This is a genomic window from Pseudaeromonas sharmana, assembly GCF_042649925.1.
Taxonomy (GTDB): Bacteria; Pseudomonadota; Gammaproteobacteria; order Enterobacterales; family Aeromonadaceae; genus Pseudaeromonas; species Pseudaeromonas sharmana.
This window is the reverse complement of sequence record NZ_JBHSAF010000006.1, coordinates 161,858-176,766: the sequence shown is the minus strand read 5'-3', so window position 1 is coordinate 176,766 and position 14,909 is coordinate 161,858. Positions and strand designations below refer to the sequence as shown.

Annotated in this window: 17 protein-coding genes; 9 read left to right on the top strand and 8 right to left on the bottom strand. The window is 57.5% G+C overall.

Annotation, left to right across the window (positions count from 1 at the left end):
- Window positions 1-12: 12 nt before the first annotated feature.
- The gene (locus tag ACFOSS_RS07295; protein ID WP_377151535.1) at window positions 13-597 is read left to right on the top strand and encodes a hypothetical protein; all 585 of its coding nucleotides are present in this window, start codon (window positions 13-15) and stop codon (window positions 595-597) included.
- Here the strand turns inward: ACFOSS_RS07295 and ACFOSS_RS07290 are convergent.
- Together ACFOSS_RS07290 and ACFOSS_RS07285 are read right to left on the bottom strand one after the other, a co-directional pair.
- On the bottom strand, window positions 594-2,003 hold the full coding sequence (locus tag ACFOSS_RS07290) for a phosphatase PAP2 family protein (protein WP_377151534.1): 1,410 nt from the start codon (window positions 2,001-2,003) through the stop codon (window positions 594-596). The genes ACFOSS_RS07295 and ACFOSS_RS07290 overlap by 4 nt on opposite strands.
- Window positions 1,975-3,582 carry a diguanylate cyclase gene (locus ACFOSS_RS07285; protein WP_377151533.1) on the bottom strand — a complete coding sequence of 536 codons (1,608 nt, stop codon included), beginning with the start codon at window positions 3,580-3,582 and terminating at the stop codon, window positions 1,975-1,977. The genes ACFOSS_RS07290 and ACFOSS_RS07285 overlap by 29 nt, the downstream gene beginning before the upstream one ends.
- Before the next feature lie 159 nt (window positions 3,583-3,741).
- Between ACFOSS_RS07285 and ACFOSS_RS07280 the strand changes: the two genes are divergently transcribed.
- The gene (locus tag ACFOSS_RS07280; protein ID WP_377151532.1) at window positions 3,742-4,587 is read left to right on the top strand and encodes a universal stress protein; all 846 of its coding nucleotides are present in this window, start codon (window positions 3,742-3,744) and stop codon (window positions 4,585-4,587) included.
- A gap of 24 nt (window positions 4,588-4,611) precedes the next feature.
- On the opposite strand, the gene ygfZ is transcribed toward ACFOSS_RS07280, so the two are convergent.
- Window positions 4,612-5,529, bottom strand: a complete 918-nt coding sequence (ygfZ, locus tag ACFOSS_RS07275; protein ID WP_377151531.1) for a tRNA-modifying protein YgfZ — start codon at window positions 5,527-5,529, stop codon at window positions 4,612-4,614.
- Between the two features lie 120 nt (window positions 5,530-5,649).
- On the opposite strand from ygfZ, the gene ACFOSS_RS07270 reads away from it, so the two are divergent.
- The 4 genes from ACFOSS_RS07270 to ACFOSS_RS07255 all read left to right on the top strand — a co-directional run bounded on the left by ACFOSS_RS07270 (window position 5,650) and on the right by ACFOSS_RS07255 (window position 7,878).
- Window positions 5,650-5,904 (top strand): FAD assembly factor SdhE, encoded by a 255-nt coding sequence (locus tag ACFOSS_RS07270; RefSeq protein ID WP_377151530.1) that lies wholly within the window; start codon window positions 5,650-5,652, stop codon window positions 5,902-5,904.
- Window positions 5,873-6,262 (top strand): protein YgfX, encoded by a 390-nt coding sequence (locus ACFOSS_RS07265; RefSeq protein WP_377151527.1) that lies wholly within the window; start codon window positions 5,873-5,875, stop codon window positions 6,260-6,262. Before ACFOSS_RS07270 ends, ACFOSS_RS07265 begins: the two co-directional genes overlap by 32 nt.
- A 118-nt stretch (window positions 6,263-6,380) precedes the next feature.
- Window positions 6,381-6,740: a DUF3302 domain-containing protein gene (locus ACFOSS_RS07260; RefSeq protein ID WP_377151525.1), complete on the top strand. Its 360-nt coding sequence runs from the start codon at window positions 6,381-6,383 to the stop codon at window positions 6,738-6,740.
- A gap of 4 nt (window positions 6,741-6,744) precedes the next feature.
- Window positions 6,745-7,878: an HlyD family secretion protein gene (locus ACFOSS_RS07255; protein WP_377151524.1), complete on the top strand. Its 1,134-nt coding sequence runs from the start codon at window positions 6,745-6,747 to the stop codon at window positions 7,876-7,878.
- Between the two features lie 71 nt (window positions 7,879-7,949).
- Here ACFOSS_RS07255 and ACFOSS_RS07250 read toward each other — a convergent pair whose 3' ends face one another.
- From ACFOSS_RS07250 to ACFOSS_RS07230, 5 genes are all read right to left on the bottom strand, one after another.
- A complete protein-coding gene (locus ACFOSS_RS07250) occupies window positions 7,950-8,546 on the bottom strand; it encodes an outer membrane beta-barrel protein (protein ID WP_377151523.1) in 597 nt (198 codons plus the stop codon).
- A gap of 147 nt (window positions 8,547-8,693) precedes the next feature.
- Window positions 8,694-9,125 carry a hypothetical protein gene (locus ACFOSS_RS07245; RefSeq protein WP_377151522.1) on the bottom strand — a complete coding sequence of 144 codons (432 nt, stop codon included), beginning with the start codon at window positions 9,123-9,125 and terminating at the stop codon, window positions 8,694-8,696.
- 115 nt (window positions 9,126-9,240) lie between these two features.
- On the bottom strand, window positions 9,241-10,047 hold the full coding sequence (locus ACFOSS_RS07240; protein WP_377151521.1) for a substrate-binding periplasmic protein: 807 nt from the start codon (window positions 10,045-10,047) through the stop codon (window positions 9,241-9,243).
- A gap of 40 nt (window positions 10,048-10,087) precedes the next feature.
- On the bottom strand, window positions 10,088-10,696 hold the full coding sequence (locus ACFOSS_RS07235) for a sugar O-acetyltransferase (RefSeq protein ID WP_377151520.1): 609 nt from the start codon (window positions 10,694-10,696) through the stop codon (window positions 10,088-10,090).
- The gene (locus ACFOSS_RS07230) at window positions 10,677-11,636 is read right to left on the bottom strand and encodes a LysR substrate-binding domain-containing protein (protein WP_377151518.1); all 960 of its coding nucleotides are present in this window, start codon (window positions 11,634-11,636) and stop codon (window positions 10,677-10,679) included. The genes ACFOSS_RS07235 and ACFOSS_RS07230 overlap by 20 nt, the downstream gene beginning before the upstream one ends.
- Window positions 11,637-11,745: 109 nt before the next feature.
- On the opposite strand from ACFOSS_RS07230, the gene ACFOSS_RS07225 reads away from it, so the two are divergent.
- From ACFOSS_RS07225 to ACFOSS_RS07215, 3 genes are all read left to right on the top strand, one after another.
- Complete coding sequence (locus ACFOSS_RS07225; protein WP_377151516.1) at window positions 11,746-13,065, top strand: 6-phospho-beta-glucosidase; 1,320 nt, start codon at window positions 11,746-11,748, stop codon at window positions 13,063-13,065.
- Between the two features lie 83 nt (window positions 13,066-13,148).
- Window positions 13,149-13,739, top strand: coding sequence for a TetR/AcrR family transcriptional regulator (locus ACFOSS_RS07220; protein ID WP_377151515.1), 591 nt, complete (start codon window positions 13,149-13,151; stop codon window positions 13,737-13,739).
- Window positions 13,740-13,830: 91 nt separating this feature from the next.
- On the top strand, window positions 13,831-14,850 hold the full coding sequence (locus ACFOSS_RS07215; RefSeq protein WP_377151514.1) for an NADP-dependent oxidoreductase: 1,020 nt from the start codon (window positions 13,831-13,833) through the stop codon (window positions 14,848-14,850).
- Window positions 14,851-14,909 lie beyond the last annotated feature (59 nt).

Sequence of the window (14,909 nt, the reverse complement as noted above, 5' to 3'; positions counted from 1 at the left end):
AGGAAATTTGTCATGCGTGTTGTAAAAGTTGCGCTCGTTTTGTGTTGCAGCCTGATGTTGACTGCTTGCATAGCCCCGCTGATTGCCGGTGCGCAGAGTCAGTTGCTGTGGGCATTGATCAAGCCCATGGTCGGCCTTGACCCTAACGAGGTGAACCTGTTTGAACAGCCGCTGATCAAGGATCGAATGCAGCCTCTGCTGGGTGAACATTACGGTACTGCGGTGTCGTTGTTGAAAACGGCTGATGAGATTCAGCAGGAGGGACCATTGTTCTACGTGTTGTCGAACAATGCGTTGACACAACCATTAGCCGATAAGGCTGGTTTTGTCTGGAACTCGCAGAGTAATCAGATGGCGATCCTGTTGCAGCAACAAGGTAAACAACAGATTTTCAGTGAACCGCTGGCCGCTGGCAGCACGGCCGTTGCCAACGCTAGCAGTGCGGCGGGCTTGACCTGGCCGAGTCAGATGCAGCCACTGCTGCAACTGCAGCAACAAGCGAGCCAAGCTGTCGCCAGCCAGGTTGAACAGGGCGTTTCCAACTCGACTCAAACCTTGTCCGATGCAGCCTCGGCCGCAGTCGCCACCCAGCACTAGGCGCGATGAGCGGGCTTTGCCCCGCCAGAGACACTCCACCATAAGTAGCCTGCCAGACCTGACCAGAGCAGTGTCTGGCAGGCGAGCAGGGTGACCGATCCCAAGCCGACTTTCGCCAGCAGGTGCTGCAACACCAGGCAGGACAGGATGATAAGCAACGCGCTGCCAGTGGTTATCCACGCCGGCGGGCATGACATCCCCTGCCGTGCTGATTTTTTCGGCAAAATGCCGGCCAATGCGCCGCCGCAGCAGGCGCCGAACAGGCAGAGCAGCGGTTGTGACTGATAATGCCAGGCTGCGGCTCCGACGAGCGAGGCCAACAGCCAACATGTGGCCGGGCGATTCCGATTCTGGATCTGCGGCAGCAGCGTCAGCGCAGATAAGGCCAGTGCCATTCCCGCCAGCGTATCACTGAAAAAATGTGCGCCGCTGGCGGTACGACCCATGGCAACGGTCAGTGTGGCGGCCGCAGCAAACAACCCACGCCAATACATAGGCCACTTGGCCTGCTGACCGAGCAACAGGCAAAAGAACAAGGCCTGGGCCGTGTGACCGCTAGGCATGCCATAACCGGCGGGAAACTGTCCGGCCAGCTCCGGAATGAAATGAAATGGTCGGGGCTGTGCGAACGCCGCTTTGGCCAGCTCGACCAGAAAAAGTAACACAGCGCCGCCAGTCAGCATCTGGCGTGCCCCCTCGTTGCCAAATCGCCAGCGCCAGAGTGGTACGCAACACAGCCAGAAGGGCAGGCTGCCGAACAGGTTGCTGAAGATCCATCCCGGCCAGTGGCCACTCCAGCCATGCCATCGCTCAAGCCAGTACAGTTCCCAGCGTTGCCAATCATGGGCATGATCGCGAAAATCGGTGACGTCTTCGGCCTGGCTGATGGCGATATGCGCCAGCTCCGGTTGCAGACGGGGTAGTTGATCGCTAAATCGCTGACGGCTGTCTTCCGGCAGTTGTTCAGGATCGAGCAGGCGGGCGCGAATGATTTCACGGCCCAGATGTGGCGCAGCGAGAATATCGACATCACCACTGGCCGAGATCCAGCGCAGCGGGCTTTGTGTCTGGCAGGCAAAAAACGCGCCGCCAACATAGTCTGGTACTAGGCGCTGCACGGCGCTGGCATGCAGTCCCGTCTCTTCGTATAACTCGCGCAAGGCGGCCTGTTCCGGCGTCTCTCCCGCTTCAATGTAGCCACCGGGGAGGGCATAGCGCCCGGATAGTCGATCCTGCACCTGCAACAGCCGGTTTTCCACCTTGATGACGCAGGCGGCAAAACGCAGCGGGGTGGCAGGGGGCACCGGCTCGGCATGACTGGGCGGTGGTAGCAGCAAAAAAAGCAGCAATAGCAGTGGCATGGTCAGGATGGGGTGATCAACTCTCGTGAATACGATAACACTCAACCCGGTTTCGACCCAGTGATTTGGCCCGGTAGAGCGCCTCATCGGCCCGGGCCATGATGTCGCAGATCTCCTGATCTTTCAGGTCAACTTCCGTTACGCCGAGGCTGACGGTCAGCGTTAACGTCGTCTTGCTGGTGATGGTGAACGGCTCGCTGCAAATCTGCATCCTGAGTGTTTCGGCTCGCCGGCAAGCCTCTTCCTGCCGACACTCGAGCAGCAGCAAAACAAACTCCTCGCCGCCGATTCTGGCCAACACATCACACTGTCGCAGATGGGTTTGCAAGCGGCTGCCCAGTTGTCGCAGGACTTCGTCTCCGGCCGCATGGCCCCATTCATCATTGATGCGCTTGAAGAAATCGATGTCCATCATCAACAGACTGAAGGGGCGCCGATATCGATGAAAGTGCTCGAAGGTTTCTTGCAGATGTTGTTGCAGATAACGCAGATTGTGCAATCCGGTCAGGGGATCCGTCATGCTGAGATTCAACAACTGGCTTTCCGCCAGTTTGCGCGCGGCAATCTCGGTTTTCAGGCGTCGATTCAGGCGATAGAACCACATCACCGCCAGCATCAAGAGGATGGCGAGCAGGGAGACGGCGATCAGCAGATGCAAAAAGCCGGTAATGCGCCCCTGCTGTTCCGTTTCACTGTACAAAAAATTTTGCAGCTGCAGTTTGTCCGCGTAGGACTCCCCCAGTTGCAGTTCGGCAATCCGCTGCCAGCGACCGGGGTTCATGTGACCAATGTCGATGAGATCCGGTTGCATCAGACGCCGCATCGCATTGGCCTCGAACCTGAGCTGTTCCGGGGTGCGGTCAGTGGTGTAGTGACGCAGAATTACCGCGATGGTTTCATCCACATGGTCCATTGCATAGCGCCAGCCTTGCAGGCTGGCTTGGCGAAAGGCGCGCACCCGCTCCGGGTGTAGCATCATTTCACGTTGCGAGGTGAACAGAATATCGCCATAAAAGTCGATACCATAGGTGCGCGGATCGATCAGGCGGTAAGGGATGCCTTTTTGCTGCAACAGAAAAGGTTCATTGGTGACATAGGCATCGAAGGCATCGACCTCCCCGCGTAGCAGCGGCCCGAGATCAAATTGAGTGGGAACCAAATGCAGCTGATTCAGGTTGATGCCCTCGGCCTCAAAGGGGGCGAGCAGCTCGACGCTCTCGCTCAGCGGGAACACGGTCATCAGCTTTTTACCGACCAGGTCATGCAGGTTCTGGATGTCCGGTCGTTCCAGTACCAGCCAGGAAACGGCGGAGTGCTGCAAGGTGGCCGCCAGGGCCACTAGCGGTTTTCCCTCTGCGTAGTCGCGAACCAGCCCGGAGTTGCTGATGCCATAGTCCGCTTCTGCGTTGAGTACGGCTTCAACCGGCGACACAAAATGCCCGTTGTAACCGTTGGCCAACAGGGTGACATCCAGTCCGGCCTGACGGTAAAAGCCTTTGTGCAACGCCATATAGTAACCGGCGAACTGAAATTGATGCGTCCACTTGAGCTGAACGGTGACCGGCTCCAGCGCTGCGGCCGGTAGCGCGATCAGCAGACAGAGCAGCAGCATCACTCTTGGCATAGCAACGTCCTTATTAGAAAGCCTGTCCTTTCAAGTTAAGCTGACGACCGAGCCGGTGCAATGCTGCATTTGAGACTCGTCGTTTATTTTTAGCGCACTGGCAGAATCAGACAACTATTCCTAGCCTCAAAGGGGAGAAAACTGTGTGCTGGAGGGGATATGCGATACCAGCAACTGCTTTTGGCAGTGGATCTGCAACATGAGGCCAGCCATCTGATTCAGCGGGCGGCGAAGCTTGCGCACCGCATGAATGCCGAGTTGACGCTGTTGAGTGTTATCCCGGTGGCGGATGAAAAAGCGGTCACCGAGAGTGAATTGTGGCATCTCAAACGCCACAGCCTGGATTATTTGACGCGTATCACCAGCGCGTTGCCGTGCCATATTCGCCGTTATCAGGTAGAGGCTGGCGAGGTCATGGAGCAGATACATTTCGCGTTGCGCGAGTTACAACCCGATCTGCTCATTCTTGGACACCGGCAAGCCAACGGCTTGCTGGCGCATTGGCGTACTTCGCTGGCCGAACGGTTGCCGCCCTCCACGCGCTATGACGTCTTGATACTCGATGATGATTCGCCGTTCTGGTCGGCACCACTGCATTTTACGCTGGCGCTGACATTGCATCCGTCCGGTCAGACGCGGCTCCATCGCGCCGCGACATTTGCCAACTGGCTGGAGGCGGCATTGACCGTGATCCATGTCCTGGAGCCGGTGGCAGAGGCGCAGCTGGCTATCGAACTGGAGCAGGAGTCCCAGCATTGGCTGGAGTCGCGCAAGTCACGGGCAGAACATCAGTTAGCTGACTGGATGGCTCATCTTGCGGGGCCTTTGCCGCGCTGGGAAGTGCTGTCCGGTGATGCCGCGAGTCTGTTATCACAGCACATGAAGCAGTCGCGTGACGCACTGCTGATCGTCGGTTCAGAGGACCAGGAGGACGAACACTGGACCTCTGGCTACCACTTGCATGCGCTGTTACAGCACAAAGGGGATGTGCTGGTCATGCGCTAAACAGTGGGCCGGCAGGCCCGCTGTTTATTCATCGCTCAGCGCGTATGGCAATGGCAAGCCATGCAGATGGCTGCCCTCGTCGCCTTTAATGCGCAGGCAGGCATCGGCGTCAAGATCCTGCGGCAATACGGCGCTCAGCAATACCTGTTGCTGTTGCTGCCAGCAATCCAGCACTATGCCGACGCGCTTCCAGTGCTCGCCCAATTGCCATTCCAACGTGTCACCGGGCGTCAGTGTGGCGCTGACGTGCCCCTGCAAAATGAAGAGGCGGCGATTATTGGCTCCACGGTACTTGGCGCGGGCAACCGTTTCCTGTCCCGTATAACAGCCTTTGCGGAAACTGATGCCATTGAGCGCCTGCAGGTTAAGCATTTGCGGAATATATTCGCCCTGATGCAGCGCGCTCATTGTAGGGAGACCGGCCAGAATTTCTTGTCCCCACCAGTCCAGCTCCGGCTCGGCGGGGAGTGTGTCAACTGCAGCGGGATGCCCCAGCAACAACCAGCGATCTGGCGCCAGCTGAATGGCATACGGCGCACCATCGACGGCGGCTGCATGCAGCCCTTGTGCCTGTATCCAGGCATCGGCGCCCTGACCTGCCACGCCAAACAGCGGAAGTTCATCACTGGCGTCTTCAATCCCAACCTTGGAAAACACTGCGTACTTTTTCAGCTCCGGTAATGCCTTGGCAAACAGCTCGCGCGGCGAAAGCATCAGCAGCGATGTTGGTTCGACCACCAGACGGAACAGATTCCATAGTTTGCCCTTCGGATCACAATGTCCTGCCAGGGTGTGTTGACCGGCCTGTAACGCTTGCACATCACAGGTGACCTGGCTGTGCAGGTACTTGACGCGATCCTCTCCGGTCAGGCGAATGACGCCCATCCGGTTCAGGAGATATCGAGACGGGGCAGTGGGCAGACTCAATGGTATGGCGTTCATGTTTTTCTTCATATCGACCAACAATGTGAGCTGAATGTTAATGATCAACGTGTCGTTTGTCAGCCGCCATCTCCTGCTGATAGCATCGGTGTTAACGATGGGATTCGGTTGGAGAAAGCAATGCGTGAACAGGAGTGGCTGCGTTGGCAGTGCCGGCGGGGCATGCTGGAGCTGGATGTCATCCTGATGCCGTTTTTGGAACAGCAATGGTCGCGATTGCTCCCCGGCCAGCAGGAGGCGTTTGTCCGTCTGCTCGAGCAGTCGGATTTGCAGCTGTTCCGTTGGCTGATGCGCGGCGAGGTACCGGAGCAACCGGAGTTTAGGGCCTTGATTGAGGTGATTCGTGACAGCCATCAGACGCGTACTGCAAGTTAGTCCATCACTGCGGCATCAACAGATTCTGCTGGGGGGCCATCTGTTGTTGTTGCTGTTGCTGTCGCTCTGGTTGCATGGTGGCGTCTGGTATGCATTTTGTGCCGCCTGGGGCCTTAGCCTGTGTTGGGCTGTATGGCAGGCGAGGCAGCGTTATTTCGCGCTGGAGTGGTCGGGAGAGACCCTCTACTGGCAACAACAGCGTTTTTCCCTGGGGAGTGGTTCCCGGATTGCGGCAGGATTCCTCTGGCTGGATTTACAGGGCGAATCGCGTCATACCCTGTGGATTTTTGCCGATAGCCTCAGCGATGAGGCCTATCGTTTTCTCGCGCGTCAGATCCGGTTTCGGGCTGGCAAATAATGGAGTTTTCAGCGCTGCTTCGGGTGTGATGCATTTCATATCCAGGCGTTGTGGCGGCAATGGATTCTCAAGACTTTGTTAAGCTTCCATAGAGTGTTGTTACAAGGAGTGTGAGGACATGTTTCTGGATTACTTTGCTCTGGGCGTCCTGTTGGTCGTCCTGCTAGTCTGTTTTTATGGTGTCATCATCATACATGACATCCCCTACGATATAGCGGTCAAACGCAACCATCCGCATCAGGATGCCATCCATATTGCCGGTTGGATCAGTCTGTTTACGCTCCATGTCATCTGGCCGTTCCTCTGGATTTGGGCCACCCTGTACCGTGAAGATCGTGGTTGGGGAATGGCTAATCAGATCCGCCAGGATCATGGGCGACTCGAGGAGATGGAAAAACGCCTGCTGGAACTGGAGTCGCGTTTGACATCCTTGCCTGCCGAAACCCAGGTTGAGCCCACATCAGGCAAGGGAGAGTAAGCAGATGGATTTGCTGATTATCATGACCTATGCAGCCTTTGCTTATGGCTGTTTTAAGATTTTCAAGATTCCAGTCAACAAGTGGACTGTGCCTACGGCCGTCCTGGGCGGGGTTTTTATTGTCGCCGGCCTGGTGCTGACCATGAATTACAACCACCCCTATACCTATGTGGCCCAGAAGGCCGTCATCGGTGTTCCGATCATCGCGCAGGTATCGGGTGTCGTCAGTGAAGTACCGGTAACGCCAAACCAACCGCTGAAGGCTGGTGAGGTACTGTTTCGCATTGATCCAACCATTTATCAGGCGCGCGTAGATCGACTCCAGGCCGATCTGATCACCGCGACTCAAGCGGTGGCGGCACAACGGGATCAGCTCGATGCCAGTAAGGCGCAGGTGGCCCAGGCCCGAGCCGAGCGTGACCGGGCAATGAAAGATTTAGCGCGTTATCAAAAGGCGTCCAACAAGACGGTGAATCCGTTCACCGAGCAAGAAGCAACGAATGCCAAGCAAGCCTATCTGGCCCAGGAGGCCCGTCTGAGTGCCGCATTGGCGCAGCAACAGCAAATCGAGAGTCAGCTGAATGCCATCGTCAATGGGGAAAATGCCTCGGTCGTCAGCCTCAAAGCGCAGTTGCGCGAGGCACAGTACAACTTGCAGCAAACTGAGGTCAAAGCATTGACCGATGGCTATGTGACCCAGGTTCTGCTGAGCAAGGGCAGTTTTGTCAACAGCATGCCGTTCCGTCCGGCGATGTTTTTCATTCCCAAGCAGGGGCGGAGTGTGATGGCGTCGTTTCGGCAGAATTCGTTACTGCGGGTGAAAGCGGGTGATGAGGCGGAAGTGGTATTTACCGGTATTCCGGGAACCGTGTTCCACGGTAAGGTGAAGCAGGTTTTGCCCGCTATTCCTGAAGGGGTCTATCAGGCGCAAACACAACTGCAAACCATCAGCTTTGATCGGCGTAATGGCATTCTGGCCGAGATAGAGCTGGATCCCGCTATCGATGAGTATGACCTGCCGGATGGGGTCGCAGCACAGGTCGCCATCTATACCGACCATTTCGCTCATGTTGCCGTGATGCGCAAGGTGCTGTTACGCATGACGGGCTGGATGCACTACCTGTATCTCGATCATTGAGTCGACCTGGATTTCAGCGTCAGAAAAAGCCCCGTTCAGGGGCTTTTTCATATCGCAAACCGGTTGGCGGGTCAGAAACGGAATGTCAGGCCAAGGTTGGCCTGCGCCTGCGTCACCATGTCGCCCTGCAGGTAGAGATTACAGAGCTTGGGATCGCAGATGAAGCTGCTGTTGTCACTGATAAAGGTGCCATAGCCCCTGATTTCGGCGCGCAGCGCCAGATGTTCGCCAAGGCGTGGCTGCAGACCGAGAGCCAGCGCCAGTGATGGGCGTGTCGTGCTGTCGTAGGCACTGAAATGGCTCAGGCCTATGCCTGCTCCGACATAGGGGCGCAGGCTGTTTTCGAAAATCAATGCGCCGGCAAAGTGCAGATAACTGATGTTCAGGTCTGTTCCCTGGCTGGGAGACAGCGTGCTCTTCTGGTGACTGAAGAGCACCTCGATCAGGCCCGGATCGGCCGTCTCCTTGCCGATACTCAGCCCAAACAGACTGCCGGCGTCGGCGGAGGCGTTGCCAGAATCGTCCTGACCGTCGAACTGAATTTCGCTGCCATAACCCAGATACGGGGTAATTTGCCAGCGTAGTGGTTGGCGTCCTTCGTTCTCAGCCGCCAGCAGCAGTGACGGATACAAGGCCGCCAGCAATGCCCAGCTCAGGAGCTGCTTCATCGTGTTATTCCCTCCATAGACTTCACACCAAGGTGGCATATGAAACTCTATTTTGTCATCTCAGTATTGAATTGAGTGTGCGGTCGGTTACAAGGCGGCAGTTAAAAAGACACCTCCGAGAGGGAGGTGTCGTCAGGTGAATCATGTTCAGACTTTAGTCGAGACATAGTTGCCCGAGACGGAGCCGAGCCCCGTCATCTCATCCATCTTCTGCTGCAAAGGGCTATTGGCGTTTTTTTGCATATTCTGCACGAGATCGGCGCGCTGTTGCTGCTGATACAGCTCCATCATGCGGCCGGATGAAGGACTCGCCAATTCGACGTTGTTGCCATCAGAGCCATTGCTGCTATTGACGTAAGCCTCGATAGCGTCATTCCGGTTTTCTGTTTCCACAACACCCACAACGGCGGTACGGACGGCAGTCTGTTGAGCGGCCTGCTCGCCTTGTCTGCTCGTCTGGGCATTCTGAGCCGCATCTTGCAGTTGGTTTTGCTGCTCAGGCGTCGGGGCAGGCTTGGCCGGCAGCGTCGTGATGCCAAAGCTGGCGCTGGTCAGCGAAGACGGGCCTCCAATTACCATAATGACCTCCTCCCATCGGATTGGCTGTTTTTTGTGCTGATGAGGTAAGGATAAGCCTTCGTACGGCAGAGTGCCAACTGGCGTGGCGGGGACCGGGCATCGGTTTAGAGCCTGTTCAGGGAAGCGCCGGCGTGACGGGTGAACTCAGCGGATGAATGTAGCTGTCGGCCACCTGCTGCAACCATCCTTCCGCCAGCATGTCGCGCAAGGCCTGATTCAAGCGTGATACCGTACTGGCAGACAGCGTCTGACGCGAATAGCCGACATACAGCGAAACGGGGATGCCGGGATCATAGCGGGTCGGCTGGATCCGCTGTTGCAGCCCCAACTTGGCCAACAGGTAGTCCATCTGGCAATCCTGGGCGATGATGAGCTGATTATATTGTCGTAACAGCTTGCCCGGCAGTTGATGCAGATGGTTGACGGCACTCTTGCGCAAGCTCCTGTCCTGATCGAAGGTGTGAAAATAGTCTGCGCCACGCACATGGCCAATAATCTTGCCGCTCAGGTCTTGGTAACGGTGAATCTTCGGTGCCAGCGCTGCCGTCGCATAGAAGCGAACATGGCATTGATAGTAGGGTTGCTCAAGGTGTCCCAATTGGTACTGGTTGGCCATTTGCAACGTCAGGCCGGTGATGATATCCATCTTTCCGGAGCCAACATCCTTCAGAGCCCGGCCTAGCGGATAGCGTAGCGGGTAGATATCGATGCCGCTGCGCGACGCCAACTCTTGCAATAGCTCCCAGTCGATCCCCTCGGCGTCGGATTCGGAAGTAACAGTGCTGCGCGCCATGATGAAGGGGGGAGCGTCATACATGGCGGCGAACAGCGCCTGTCGGGCCTGCACATCGGATGCACAGAGGAGCCACAGGCCAAGCAGCCATAGATGCCCATTGATGCTTCGCCTGAGCCGGCTCCACATGGTCTCCTCCGCTGCTGCAAGGCCTTTTCTTCAGGGTAGTTCAATCTTGTGCGCAGGTCGTTGACGAAGATCCGGTGACGTCAGCCAATTCTGCAGCGGTCATGGTACGCAGCACCCGGCACGGATTGCCTGCGGCCACCACGCCCGCCGGAATGTCGCGAGTCACCACGCTGCCGGCACCAATGACACTGTGATCGCCAATCGTCACTCCCGGACAGAGGATAGCGCTACCGCCTATCCAGACGTTGTTGCCGATGCGTACCGGTTTGCCAAACTCCTGCCCGGCAATCCGCGGTGCAACGGCAATCGGATGTCCGGCCGTGTAGATCTGGACGTTGGGGCCTAGCAGGACGTTATCGCCAATACGAATTTCACAGACATCAATCAGCGTACAACCGACGTTGGCGTAAAAATTCTCGCCAACATGGATATGGCAACCATAGTCGCAAAAGAACGGGGGATGAATACTGCACTGCTGGCCACGGCTGCCCAGCAACTCGGACAACAAGGCGTCAGCCTCACCATAGCCACTGTTCAGCGTCTGATAGAGCTGGCGACAACGTCGTCGTGCTGCACTCAGGGCGGGATCGGCGGCGTCATACTCTTCTCCGGCCAGCATACGTTGCCATTCACTGCGCTTGGCTGTCATCGGGTCCTCCTGTCTTGATCGTGTCTGGGCTGTCGTTCGTTGTCTCTTGCACAGCGGATTTCAGCCAAGTGGTGAAGGCGCTGAGGCGTGGCCGCTGTTGTTGCTCGCGAGGATAGATCAGGCTGTAGTCACGGCCGGCAGGAATCGCCGGACCATACGGGCAAACCAGCTCTCCGCGCGCGATCATCGCTTCGGCCAGCCGCTGGCGCCCCATTATCACTCCCATGCCATTACAGGCGGCTTGCAGTGCCATCAGGTAGTGATTGAAGCCGTAGTAGCGACCTTCAACAGGCAGCGCATGGCCGGTTTGCTCGCACCACTGGCGCCACTCGGAAAACAGGTGCTGCACATCGGATGACTCCGACGCATGGATAAAACAGGCATCGGCAAGCCGCTCCGGATGATCCGCCAGTTGCAAACGTGCCGCGTATTCCGGGCTGCACAGCGGGAGTAACTGTTCATCCATCAGATGTTCACGGTGCAGATCCGGGGTAGGGGGGGCGCCGTAATAGATCGCCAGATCCACCCGCTCTTCATTGAAATCCACGGTGCCGGCGCGTACCCGCAACATCAGGTTCAGACTGGGCCAACGTTGCTGGAAACGCGGCAAGCGGGGTAATAACCACTGCAGTCCCAGCGTCGGTGCTATGCCCAGCGTCAGGGTGCCACGCAGATCGCCATCGCGAATATCCTCAATCTCGTTGTCGATGTGCCGCAAAGAGCGCGTCAGCGTAATCAGAAGCCGCTCACCCTCTGCGGTGAGCGCCAAGCGACGAGTCAGACGCAGGAACAGACGAAAGCCCAGTTGATTCTCCAACTGGCGAATGCGCTGACTCACGGCGCCCTGGGTCAGGTGCAGCTCCGCGGCCGCCAGGGTGAAGCTCAACAGGCGTGCTGCAACCTCGAAGGTGTGAAGTAGTGTCAGACGGTTATGAGACATGTGTGGCCATGGATTAGTCAGATTAATGCATGCAGTGGTTTTTTTCGTTTGTTGAGCAACGCTGTGCGCTCTTTAATTAGATGAAACCATTACATCATCGAGGTAAACCATGACCGGGCTCAAGATTGCAATCATTGGTGCGGGATCCAGCTACACGCCGGAACTGATCGAGGGGCTGATACAACGTCGTCACGAGTTGCCGTTGCGTGAACTGTGGCTGGTGGATATCGAGGACGGGCGAGAGAAAATGGCGATCATCGCCGACCTGACCCGGCGCATGCTGGCCCGAGCTGGCTTAACGCTGCCGGTATTGGAGACGCTCAATCGTCGCGAAGCGCTGCTCGGTGCCGACTTTGTCTGTTCGCAATTTCGTGCCGGGTGTCTCGAGGCGCGTATTCGTGACGAGCGCATCTCGCTGCGTCACGGTCTGATCGGTCAGGAGACCAACGGCCTCGGCGGTTTTGCCAACGCCTGTCGTACCATCCCCATCGCATTGGCGATCGCTGCCGAAATGGAGGAGCTCTGTCCCGATGCCTGGTTGCTGAATTTCACCAACCCGTCCGGCATGGTGACCGAGGCGGTGTTGCGTCATAGCCGCGTCAAGGCGGTCGGGCTGTGCAACGTGCCGGTGATCATGCAAAAGGGGGTCGCCCAATTGCTGGGTTGCCAACGGGAGTCGGATTTTGTCATGCAGGTGGCAGGGCTGAACCACTTCATCTTTGTACGCCAGATCCTGCAGCAGGGAGAGGATCGTCTGCCGCAGGTGATTGCGCAGATTACTCAGGGGCCGGATCCCTTGGTACCGCGCAATATTCCGCCGTTTCGCTGGCCGCAGCACCTGCTCACGGGGCTGGGCATGATCCCCTGCGCCTACCTGCGTTACTACTATATGAGCGACGATATCCTGCAGCAGGAGCTTGGAGAAGCCAATGGCGAGGGGACCCGCGGTGAAGTGGTCAAGGCGCTGGAGCAGAAGCTGTTCGAGATCTATCGCGACCCGGATCTGGCGGTGAAACCAAAAGCGCTGGAAGGGCGGGGCGGTCAGTACTATTCCGAAGCGGCCTGCGAGCTGATGAGTGCGATTTACAATGACAAGCGCATCATCATGCACGTCAACACCCGCAACCAGGGGACGATCGCCGGTCTGCCAGATGACTGTGCCGTCGAGGTCAGCGCACTGATTACCCGTTCCGGTCCGCTGCCGCTGAACGTGGCACCGTTCCCGGAAGATGTGCTGCGTCTGCTGCAACTGATGAAGAGCTTTGAACAACTGACGATTTCTGCGGCTATCAGTGGCGATCGCCATACCGCCTGGCGGGCTCTGGTGCTCAATCCGCTGGTGCGCAGCGGCACAGTGCTGGAGCGCGCGCTTGACGATGTGATTGAAGAGAACCGGGATTTGCTGCCCGCCTTTCATCGTCAGCACTGAGATGCGCAGCCGGAATATTCACTGCACATTGCGGATCAGAAAGCACTAGACGACCGGTCTAATTTTGGTTTACAGTGCACATCATGAATACAGAACGCATCGATACGCGCCAGCATATCCTCGACTGCGGCCACCGTCTGGTGGCACGCAAGGGCTTTGTTGGCGTCGGGTTGGCCGAATTGCTAACCACCGCCGGCGTGCCCAAGGGCTCGTTTTATCACTATTTCGCTTCGAAAGAGGGGTTTGGCATCGCGCTGCTGGAGGCTTACTTTAGCCACTATCTGCAACGGCTTGACGGGCTGTTTGAGCGTTCCGATCTCAGTGGTGGCGCCTGTTTGCAGACCTACTTTCAGCGCTGGATCGAAACCCAGCAGGGGGAGGATGCAGCCGACTACTGCCTGATCGTCAAGCTGGCGGCTGAGGTGGCGGATCTCTCCGAGGCGATGCGAGCCATCATGCTTTCCGGAACCGAGCAGATCCTCGGTCGCCTGGCCGATGTGGTCGCGCGAGGTCAAGCGGATGGTTCGATTGCCAACCCGGCGCCGGCTGGCGAGTTGGCGCAATGGTTATACGAGGCCTGGCTTGGTGCATCCCTGCTGGCCAAGTTGCGCCGAGATGACAGCGCCTTCCGTGCTGTGTTGCAGCGCAGCCGCGAGTGGTTACAGCTGAACTGAGTTAGCTATCCCGGCGGTCAGTGAACATGGCCGCCCTTTTTTTACACTACAATTAGACGACCGGTCTAATATCCGGTTCGGGAGAAGACAGATGAATGGGATCAATCGTCGTTGGGTATTGGCTTCGCGTCCGGTCGGTGAACCGGTTGCCGAGAATTTTCGTCTCGATAGCCAACCGGTACCAGAACCTCAGGCCGGACAAGTGTTGCTGCAGACGCTCTACCTCTCTATCGACCCCTACATGCGCGGTCGGATGAGCGACGCCAAATCCTATGCGCCGCCAGTGGCGCTGGGTGAGGTGATGGTCGGCGGTGCTGTGAGCCGGGTTATCGCCTCGCAGCATCCTGACTATGCGGTTGGCGAACTGGTGATGGCCTACACCGGCTGGCAGGAGTATGCGCTGAGTGATGGCAACGGTCTGTTCCGCTTGGGCGATCTGGTACAACCGTCGTTGGCGCTGGGCGTATTGGGCATGCCAGGTTTCACCGCATATATGGGGTTACTGGACATCGGTCAGCCGCAAGCCGGGGAGACGGTGGTCGTTGCGGCCGCCAGTGGCGCAGTCGGCGCCGTGGTTGGTCAGATCGCCAAGTTGCAGGGCTGTCGGGTGATCGGCATTGCCGGGGGCGCCGAGAAGTGCCGCTATGTGGTCGACGAGCTAGGCTTTGATGCCTGTATCGATCACAAGGCGCCGGATCTGGCGACCCGCCTGGCGGAGGCCTGTCCGCAGGGTATCGATGTCTATTTCGAAAATGTCGGCGGCAAGGTGTTTGATGCCGTGCTGCCGCTGCTGAACACCAAGGCGCGGGTTCCGGTGTGCGGTCTGATCGCCCACTACAACGCGACGTCGCTTCCGGACGGCCCGGATCGCTTGCCTCTCCTGGCTGCGACGCTGCTCAAACAGCGCATTCGTATGCAGGGTTTTATTATTTTTGATGACTATGGCCACCGCTTTCCGGAGTTCCTGCAGCAGATGGGACCCTGGGTGGCCGCAGGCAAGATCCGCTTCCGTGAACATAGGATCAGCGGCTTTGAGTCGGCACCACAGGCGTTGATTGGCGTACTGCGGGGCGAAAACTTTGGCAAGTGCATCGTGCACCTGGCCGATTAACCACGGAGCGGTAACCCTACCGGTTGCTGCGCTATCTCTGAACGATCTCGCTGTAATGA

Coding starts and splice junctions, on each gene's coding strand:
- ACFOSS_RS07295 (WP_377151535.1), top strand. CDS start 13: ATGCGTGTTGTAAAAGTTGCGCTCGTTTTGTGTTGCAGCCTGATGTTG.
- ACFOSS_RS07285 (WP_377151533.1), bottom strand. CDS start 3,582: ATGCCAAGAGTGATGCTGCTGCTCTGTCTGCTGATCGCGCTACCGGCC.
- ACFOSS_RS07280 (WP_377151532.1), top strand. CDS start 3,742: ATGCGATACCAGCAACTGCTTTTGGCAGTGGATCTGCAACATGAGGCC.
- ygfZ (WP_377151531.1), bottom strand. CDS start 5,529: ATGAACGCCATACCATTGAGTCTGCCCACTGCCCCGTCTCGATATCTC.
- ACFOSS_RS07270 (WP_377151530.1), top strand. CDS start 5,650: ATGCGTGAACAGGAGTGGCTGCGTTGGCAGTGCCGGCGGGGCATGCTG.
- ACFOSS_RS07260 (WP_377151525.1), top strand. CDS start 6,381: ATGTTTCTGGATTACTTTGCTCTGGGCGTCCTGTTGGTCGTCCTGCTA.
- ACFOSS_RS07255 (WP_377151524.1), top strand. CDS start 6,745: ATGGATTTGCTGATTATCATGACCTATGCAGCCTTTGCTTATGGCTGT.
- ACFOSS_RS07250 (WP_377151523.1), bottom strand. CDS start 8,546: ATGAAGCAGCTCCTGAGCTGGGCATTGCTGGCGGCCTTGTATCCGTCA.
- ACFOSS_RS07245 (WP_377151522.1), bottom strand. CDS start 9,125: ATGGTAATTGGAGGCCCGTCTTCGCTGACCAGCGCCAGCTTTGGCATC.
- ACFOSS_RS07240 (WP_377151521.1), bottom strand. CDS start 10,047: ATGTGGAGCCGGCTCAGGCGAAGCATCAATGGGCATCTATGGCTGCTT.
- ACFOSS_RS07235 (WP_377151520.1), bottom strand. CDS start 10,696: ATGACAGCCAAGCGCAGTGAATGGCAACGTATGCTGGCCGGAGAAGAG.
- ACFOSS_RS07230 (WP_377151518.1), bottom strand. CDS start 11,636: ATGTCTCATAACCGTCTGACACTACTTCACACCTTCGAGGTTGCAGCA.
- ACFOSS_RS07225 (WP_377151516.1), top strand. CDS start 11,746: ATGACCGGGCTCAAGATTGCAATCATTGGTGCGGGATCCAGCTACACG.
- ACFOSS_RS07220 (WP_377151515.1), top strand. CDS start 13,149: ATGAATACAGAACGCATCGATACGCGCCAGCATATCCTCGACTGCGGC.
- ACFOSS_RS07215 (WP_377151514.1), top strand. CDS start 13,831: ATGAATGGGATCAATCGTCGTTGGGTATTGGCTTCGCGTCCGGTCGGT.